The following is a 5727-nucleotide window of genomic DNA, read 5'->3' as shown; positions in this document are numbered from 1 at the left end:
AACATCAATGAGGCTCTAGCTTTTTCCATTCGGAATTCGGGATGATGCTTCGCCTACTTCCCTTTCGGCGCTGGCGTCAACCGCGTTGCGCCGTCCCCTTTGGGGGAGCGATGTCGAGCCAGGAGAACCAGATCGGGTGGTGCTTCTTGTACCAGCGCAGGATCTCCAGCAGCTTGACCTGGGAGGCGGGGCGGATCACTTCGGGCGGGATGCGGTCGAAATGGACGCGGATGTGGTCTTGCTGGGGGAATTCCAGCGCCTCCGAGCAGAGCGTCTGCAGCTCGTTGCGGATGCGCCCCGAGTCGGAGATGCGCACCGGCCGGTGCGCGTAGTCCTCGCCGCCCATGAAGCGGCTGAGCAGCGGGTTGAAGACCAGCCAGCTCTGCTCCAGGGTCTCCATCAGCCGCAGGGTGAAGGTGATGCGCTTGTCGCCGCGCGAGCCGGCGAGGCGCACCACGACCTTGTAGCGGCCCGGCCCTACCTCCTCGACGCCGGGGGCCCCGGAATAGGGATCGGGGCACATGTAGCCCGAAACGGCCAGCACGTCCCATTTCTTCTCGGGGAAGAAATCGTCGGCCTCGACCGAGGACTTGTGCACCGGGATGCCGGCCCAGCGGGCGTCCTCGATCATGGCCCGGAAGCGGGAAATGGTTTCGGCGTCAACGGTGCGGCCGAGCGCCTCAGCGAGCCGCGCCGGGAAGTCCGCGCCTTCGGCATCGAGCCCCATCACCAGGCGCTCGCGGTTGTAGGGCACCTCGAAGGTCGAGGTGAAGGGGCAGATGTAGGCGTTCAAGCCCAGCATCGGCGCCAGGCTGGCGGCCTGGATGGCCTCGGCCGAAGCGGCGTAGCCGTCGCACACGAACAGGTGGCGCGCCCCGCCCTGCTCGTAGGGGCCGATATGGTAGGTTGGGGCGTAGGTGCCCGACTCGTTGAAGGCGGCCATGCCGGTCGGGAGCTTGAAGCCGTCCTCGACGACGTGCGCCCCGGCGGCCGTCCACTCCCGCCACAGCTCGCCGATGCGCCCCTCGCGGCTCTTGCCGCCCAGGGTCCAGACGTGGACGCGTTCGGGCGCGATGTCGGGATAGGTCATGCGGATGGCGCGCATCACCTGCTGGCGCGGCGTGCGGAAGGAGATGAGGATCGATTCCTGCGCTGCCCGCTCGGCCACCGCCGCCGGCAGGAACAGATTGCCCATGTAGCCCTCATAGGGACGGGTGATGGCCAGCGGCTGATTGAACAGGTGCAGCACGGTCATCGGCCCGCTTTCGGCCCCCTTGGAAAAGCGCGAGGTGTTCTCCAAAGTGTCGATGGCCGCGCCCCAGATGGTGATGCCGGCCGCCTTGATGTCGCGGTAGAACTCCTCCCAGCCGTAGTCCTTGCGGTTGAGCAGCCGCACCACATGGCGGTCGAGCCAGTGGGCCACCGCCGGCCGGGCATAGACGCGCCCGAAGCCGAGCTGGGGATTGGAGCCCATCTCCGGCGTCTCCCCCGCCTTGGGCATCAGCCCTTCGCCGACGCAGACCATGATGGCGTGGTTTTCGGGAAGCTGGCGCGAGAGGTACCACAGGCTCTCGCTCATGGCATAGGCCGAGATGGCGTCGGCTTCCTTTTTGGCCTGGTTGAGCCCCGACTTGTCGAGCCCCTTGCCCGCGCCGTAGCGGCCGAAAAGGCGCGTGCCCAGGGCGGTCACCGCTCCGGTGACGGCGAAGAGCCTCTCCATGCCGCCCTCCATGAACGAGATGTCGCTGGTGAACTCCTCAGCCGGCTCGCCGCGCATCCAGGCCACCTCGACGTCCTCGAGCCAGATGTGGAAGCGGCCGAGGATGGGGCGGGCGTCAAAGGCCCACTGGGCGATCAGGTCCTGCTTCTCTCGCGCCGATGAACTCATGTCGACCTCCTTGACTTCCGGACCGGGCCGGGCCGGGTTTCCATTGTAGAAAAAGCCCGGCAAAAAAGCAAGACGCGGATCATGGTGCGCCTTTGCCCGAGGAGACCCGTGTTTCGCCTGCATGGGCAATCAGGCCTCCGTCCGCCATCCATGCCTGCGCCTCGGCAAGGCCGTTCAGGGAGCGGACGATCTTCAGCTCCTCTGGCGCCGCCGCTGGCTCGGGACGATCCTGCCTGATCTCCAGCGGCAGGAACCGGACCGTCAGTGCGCGCGTCTTATTGTTGAAGCGGACCACGATCAACGCCGCCAGCCTGGCTTCGGGACGACGCGAATCGAACACCAGGTTCCCCAGGCTGTACGCCACCCAATGCGAACCGATCTTTTCGCAGGGTTGAACCACGTGGGGATGATGTCCGACGATCACATCGGCCCCGGCCTCAACCAGGGCGTTTGCCGTCGCGAGCTGGCTCTCGCTGGGAAGCGGCGAATACTCCAATCCCCAGTGAATGCTCACGATCAGCAGGTCAACGTCCTTCCTGATCCTCTTGACCCGCTCCGCCATTTCTGCGCAAGAACAAAGCGCTGGCGTCGGCCGGGCGGGATCCCAGCACAGGCCCTCCAGCGGGAACTGGGTGAAGGCCGCAATGGCGACCTTGACCCCCCTGATGTTGAAAACCGCTGGGCGGCTCGCTGCGGCGAGATCGGCACCCGCCCCGGCGACCTGGACGCCGCAAGCCGTCAAGACGCTAACCGTGCTGCTGATCGCCTCGCGGCCGCAATCGTACACATGGTTGTTGGCCAGCGTCAGCAGGTCGAAGCCTGCGGCGGACAATCCCTGCGCTTTTTCCGGATCGCCCCGGAGGCAATAGGCCTTGGGAAGGCAGTAGCATTCGCTGGCGAGCGGGCACTCGAGGTTGGCGAAGGCGATGTCGGCGTCGGCCAATACCGGCTGGATGAATTTAAAAAGCTCCCTGCCGTCCCCGGCAAAACCTGGCGCCGAGCGTACGCCGCGGTCCAACAGCACATCTCCACCGGCGACGATCACCACCTCTTCCGCCGCGCCGCCGGCCGGCAAGGCCGACACGACGCCTGTGAGAACAAGGCAAAGAATGCCGCCAAGCAAACGGGAGAGCCAAGCCATCAGCATCCCGATGAATAAGCCTCGGTCACCGGCATCTCACTTTTTTCCCCGTCGCAGCGGAACATGTCCGTCCACTCAAGTAAAGGCGGGGCCTCGTGGTCGCGCAGCATCTTCTGCCACTCCTCGTCGGACAGGCGCTTCGAAACCGGCTGCTTAAACTCATAGTAGGAGAACACGGCGCCGCGGGTCAGGTAGAGCTTCCCTTCGATCGGCACGACGACATAGATCTCCTGGACGTTCCCGACCGCCTCCTCGAGCACCTGATCGCCGCCCCGGTGGATATCGGCGATCACCGCCACGCTGCGGTCAGGGCCGGCGACCTCGTCAAAGGTCCCCCCCTCCCCGGTCATCATGCGCGTGGTAAGGTAATCCAGGGTAGCGCCGTAAATGCGGATGGTCTGGTAATCAATATCGCTCAGTTTCTCGCCTTTTAATTCCTTGACGGACGTGTCCTTCATGAAACTTAAAAGGTCCGAGAGCGCGCGAGCCACGGCCTCGAAATCCTGCGTCAGCAGGCCTCTTTCATTGAGGCCGACGCGGCAAGCCTGGACCAGATCTCCCAGTTCAGTATACAGCCAGGGATTCGGCTCGACATATCCTCTGATCAATTTCGGCTCCTCGTCGCCGTCGCCGCCGCCGCATTCCGCGCCCGACTGCTTGGCATACAAAATCGTGTCGTGGCGGAGCTCCGCCCAGCTGCCCAGGGAGGTCATCAGCGACTTGCGCTTCCACGCCTGGGTGCGCCTGAATGGCGGCGCGCCGCCGGCCGGCGCCTCATTCACCCTTTTGAGGACATGGATCCAGCTGAAATAAAGGTTTTGCTTCCAGGCTTCGGGCGCCAGTCCGGCGAGCCGCTCCCTTTCTTTTCCCAACTTCCCCCAGTAGGCGGGCCAGGCTTCCCCCTCCTTGTACACCTCGCGCAGGATCGCCTCCGCTTCGCCGATGCCCAGGGCGGCCATCAGGTCCAGGCCGCGGGGGAACAGCCTTTCGGGGTACTTCGTCAGGTTCTGAAAGACCTCGCCGTCGGGGGTGTAGCGCTGCCCCATGAAGCGGAATTGCACCGGCTGGGCCAGGTCCGGGTTGTTCACGTTCCCGATCACCCGCGCCGAGCTTCTCCCGAGCAGCTTGCCGCGAAAAGCGTTGAGCCAAGACGAGTCGGACAGCTGCTTGGGCGTGGGCGCGCGGTTCTCCATGGCTTCCCAAACATCATGGGGTGTCAGGTCGTCGGCGATCCCCACGTAGAATTTCGTCGGCTCGTAGACCGTCTCCCACAGAGCCAGGGCGCCGCCGGGCTCGTACAGGCTCCGGGTGATCAGGGCCGCCATGACGAGCACCCGGTCGTCCCCGGAGCTCAGGTTGAAGGGCAGCGTGCCGTACCACATCATGGCCATGAAGAAGCGCTTCAGATCGGCGCTGCGGGTGTAGTGCCCGCGAGGCTTGAACATGGAGTAGTCCACGCCGGTGCCCATGATCGGGGAAGGCGCCATGCCGGCGGCGGCGCTGATCAGCCGCAGTTCCTCCTGAACGAGCGGCGATGCGCCGCCCTCCCCGGCGGCAGGCTTCCCGTGGAGGAGGGAATATCCGACAGCAAGGAAAGCCTCGTTGCGGGTCGCCGCGGTTTTGACGATGGCCGGGACGGCCTCCTGGCGGTCCCGGGCCAAGGTGGCGAGCATCCTGTCCGTCAGACTCTCCAGCGCCGGCAGCAACTTCTTTTCCTCGGCCTGGCGCAGCGTGAAATCAAAGAAAATATGGAAGGTGTGAAGGATGGAATCGGAAGTGATGAAACTGGGGACCTGGAGATAATCGTTGTTCTCATAGACGTGAAAAAATTGCTCCCAATTGCCTCTCGCGCCGGGCAGCACGACAAAGCCGTCCCTTGCGATCTTTTGCTGCGCCTCCTTCGCGAAGTCCCCGAACCGCTTCGCGTTTACGATCCCAGCCTTTGCTTCATCCCCCACGGGAGCGCAGCATGTTCCCCCCTTCTCGAGGGTCTTCTGGCACGCAGCGAGGAAGGCGGCGTTTTCAATCTCCAGCTTGGTCAGCTTGGAATCCGTATAGCCGGAGTCGGGCGCATACCACGGCTGGGCCGCGAAATATTCCCGGAGCCAGTCGGTCTGAAATGACTTGCCGTGCCGGGCGTATATTTCATTCTTCATCAGCTTGACCAGGCGCAGGTCCTTGCCCCGGACGTCCGGGCAGGCGAGCTTTCGCTGCGTCGCGGCGGGCCAGATTCCCGTGCCGTTTGCCGCTGCACTCCAAAGGCTTGCCGAAATAAAAATGGCCATGATCCAAACCGCCCACTCCAGCAAAGGCTGTCTCATTTTCCCCTCCTCCCCGTGGCTTCCTCCCAGCTCGCGCCGGATTGAAGCGCACGCAATATTTCCAAGCCCTCTTCCCGCGAATTCGGCTTCAAGGGATCGCTGTCGCCCGCGAAGCCGAACCCGCACCAGTCGTAAATGCGCAAAACATAGTTTTCACCTTTCGTTTGCTCCAATGCCGCGAGGCGGCTGCGGCAGGCCTCCGGAACGTCTGGCTGCAGCAGGGGGCCGAATCGCCCGAGGCCCTCGCCCTGGCCAGCGAGTTGGGCCTGAACCTGGTCGCGAAGCGGTGCGTGCTGATGTACGTGCCGCCGGTGAAGGGGTTCCACGGTTTCCACCGGGCCCTCGCCGGGTTCTTCGGGAGGCTCTGACGCTCCCGG

4 protein-coding genes are annotated in these 5727 nt (G+C 64.3%); all 4 read right to left on the bottom strand.

Features of this window, described 5'->3' with window-relative positions; genetic code table 11:
* Positions 1–76: 76 nt before the first annotated feature.
* Positions 77–1888 (bottom strand): hypothetical protein, encoded by a 1812-nt coding sequence (locus NTW95_12425; GenBank protein ID MCX6558213.1) that lies wholly within the window; start codon positions 1886–1888, stop codon positions 77–79.
* Between the two features lie 79 nt (positions 1889–1967).
* The gene (locus NTW95_12420; protein MCX6558212.1) at positions 1968–3029 is read right to left on the bottom strand and encodes a CapA family protein; all 1062 of its coding nucleotides are present in this window, start codon (positions 3027–3029) and stop codon (positions 1968–1970) included.
* Positions 3029–5350: a DUF3160 domain-containing protein gene (locus NTW95_12415; GenBank protein MCX6558211.1), complete on the bottom strand. Its 2322-nt coding sequence runs from the start codon at positions 5348–5350 to the stop codon at positions 3029–3031. Before NTW95_12415 ends, NTW95_12420 begins: the two co-directional genes overlap by 1 nt.
* On the bottom strand, positions 5347–5727 hold a 381-nt coding region (locus tag NTW95_12410), incomplete at its 5' end, for a hypothetical protein (GenBank protein MCX6558210.1). The genes NTW95_12410 and NTW95_12415, both read right to left, overlap by 4 nt.

It is taken from the genome of Candidatus Aminicenantes bacterium (assembly GCA_026393795.1).
Classification (GTDB): Bacteria; Acidobacteriota; Aminicenantia; order UBA2199; family UBA2199; genus UBA2199.
Note: the sequence above shows the minus strand (reverse complement) of the source record. Positions and strands in the feature narration are given on the sequence as shown.

Bases quoted from the DNA above. Each gene is read 5' to 3' on its own strand.
- NTW95_12425 (MCX6558213.1), bottom strand. From the start codon at position 1,888: ATGAGTTCATCGGCGCGAGAGAAGCAGGACCTGATCGCCCAGTGGGCC.
- NTW95_12420 (MCX6558212.1), bottom strand. From the start codon at position 3,029: ATGGCTTGGCTCTCCCGTTTGCTTGGCGGCATTCTTTGCCTTGTTCTC.
- NTW95_12415 (MCX6558211.1), bottom strand. From the start codon at position 5,350: ATGAGACAGCCTTTGCTGGAGTGGGCGGTTTGGATCATGGCCATTTTT.